The following is a 2481-nucleotide window of genomic DNA, read 5'->3' as shown; positions in this document are numbered from 1 at the left end:
GGGTAGGGTCGGCCGAGCGGCGAGGTGCCTGCCGGTGCAGGCCCTTTTCCGCTCGGCCTCCCTCCGAACCGGACTGGCCCGTTTCCGAGCATCCGGCTCTCCAGTGACTACTGCGTGAGCCTCGGGCTCGGCTTCCCGGTGTGGATCCGCTCGTGGCAGGCGCCGCAGACCACGAGGGCCTTCCGCCGGCGCTTGGCCATGAGGTTCGCCCATTCGGGGGATGGCCCGTCAAGTCGGGTGAGGTCGTTGAGTGACCTGATGTGGTGAACCTCCACCTCACCAGTCTGTTCACAAACCTCGCACCGATTTCCCTGGAGTCGACGGATCACCTCCTTTTGCGGGTAGACGGAACCGGTCAGACGATCGGTCAGTTCGGCCGTCTTCTGCCGCTTTAGAGGAATCCCTCCGAACCGTGCAACCAGCTCCTTCCTGTTGTCGCGAGGCATGCGTGCCTCGAAACAAGTGCGCGACCCGTACGGGGTCTGGATCTTGGCCTTGAAGCGGACCGCCATCTTCGACACCGTTGAGCCGTGCTTTCTTGCGAGGGTCCTGAGCATTGCTGTTTCCATGACCCATCGCAGCCTGTGAAGTCGGAAGACGTCACCGGCCATCAGGTAGTACTGGACGACTCCCCGGTACTCGACGGCGAACTTGCCGACGATGACGTAGTCGGTTTCATTCACCAATGAGTTCTGGCACGCGGGTTTTCCGCCTGCCATATACGGGGATGACTTGGCCTTGATCACTGTTTTGGGCACGTGCAGAGTGATTGCCCCGTTGAGGGATCGGCGGTTTCTCCGATCCGTCCCGGAGGGGCGTCGTGTTCTGCGGTCCGTGCTCGCCGTCGCGATCTCGTATCCAAGGAATCTCGCCCTGCCTGTTCGGGCGTGGGTGATCAGCGTTTTGTCCTGTGACATCTCCAGCTTGAGATCTTCACGCAGGAACGTCGCCAGACGCTGTTTGATTTCCCCGGCCTCGGCCTTCGGCCCGACGAACCCGAGGAGGGTGTCGTCGGCGTACCGCACGTATCGCAGCCTGCGGTAGCCGGGATCGTAGGGGTCCTGGCTGGGCAGCGCGTGCAGCCGTCGGTAGAGGGACCGAGCCTCGGTCCGGTCGCCCTTTCGTCGGGCTCGTGCGATTGCCGATTCCACTCGGCGGTATTCCGAGCTACGAGCTCGGAGGCCGCCTCGGGTGTATTCCGGGATTAATTCCTTCTCGACAAACGTATCCAGTTTATGCAGGTAGATGTTGGACAGGATCGGTGAGGCCACGCCGCCCTGCGGGGCTCCGCTGAGCGTCGTGTGCCAGGTCCAGTCCTCCAGGTATCCGGCTGTCAGCATGTTCCGCACCAGCCGCAGGAACCGGTTGTCGTGGACGTTCTCGCCCAGGGCTCGAAGCAGGACCCCGTGGTCCAGGCTTCCGAAGCAGTCGGCGATGTCGCCCTCGATGAACCAGGTCGTCCCCGTCCAGGTGTTTGCCACTTCGCGCAGTGCGGTGTGGCATCCTCTCCGGGGCCGGAATCCATGGGATCGGCTGGAGAAAGCCGGCTCGTAGTACGCCTCCAGCAGGAGACGCACCACCTCGCCGACCAGCTTGTCCGACCAAGTGGGCAGGCCGAGAGGACGAGTCTTCCCGCTCTGTTTCTTCGGGATATGAACTCGCCTTACCGGACGGAATCGATAGCGTTCGTGACGCATTGCATCGATAATGCGATTGATCCGTCCCATCGACATGCCGTCCACGGTCTCCTGCGTGACCCCTGGTGTCATCGCCCCCTTGTTGGAGTAGATGCGTCCGTAGGCCAGCAGATACAACTGCGGGTTGAACATCTGTCGATACAGTTCCCCACACGGCAGACCACGCCTGCCGCGCTCACGCAGGACACCCAGCACCGTTTCGGCGCTCTGCATTTCGCATACCTCCCCGTCCTCGGGTGTCCGATCACCTGGCCCCCTTCGCCCGATGTGGACGGCTTTCCCGTCCTCCCCGGCCGGTCGTGACTCCGGCGACTACTACGGGGCCTCCGTCGCCATGGGGCTCGCGCCCGTTAGGCGATCCCACGTTCGTCTCTGTCGTACGTCATAGCGTGACGTAGGCGTCCCATTCATCTCCTTGAATGCCCTCACTGGGCATCGCTCCTGTCCCCGAGAGTTGCGGATCCCGTTCAACGCGGCCTCCGCAGGGATGGCACCGGTTTCAGGCGTCTTTCCGGTGGATGTGAACTTCCATCTCCTGGAGATTGGGATTCAAGCAATCAAGCTTTCGCCATATCGCGCGGGCCTTCCCGACGCACCGTCCCTTACGCCTGGACCCGGTCGCCGGTTTCCTGGCATGCTCTTGTCCCCTTCACCTTTCGGATCCAGGTAAGCCATTAGGCCCAGGAACCTCCTCTCGATTTCCTCCCGGTTATGTCGGGGATACGACAGAGCGCCTCGTGGCGCACTTGAAGCGTTCGACCTTGCCGTTGGTCTGCGGTCGGTA

General features: G+C 62.5%; 1 protein-coding gene. It reads right to left on the bottom strand.

The annotated features are described in order from the left end of the window. Window positions 1-107: 107 nt before the first annotated feature. Complete coding sequence (locus P3T35_RS40235) at window positions 108-1910, bottom strand: reverse transcriptase/maturase family protein (RefSeq protein ID WP_180356256.1); 1803 nt, start codon at window positions 1908-1910, stop codon at window positions 108-110. Between the last annotated feature and the right edge of the window lie 571 nt (window positions 1911-2481).

It is taken from the genome of Kitasatospora sp. GP30 (assembly GCF_029892145.1).
Taxonomy (GTDB): domain Bacteria; phylum Actinomycetota; class Actinomycetes; order Streptomycetales; family Streptomycetaceae; genus Kitasatospora; species Kitasatospora acidiphila.
The sequence above is the reverse complement of the archived record's forward strand: the minus strand, read 5'-3'. Positions and strand labels throughout refer to the sequence as shown.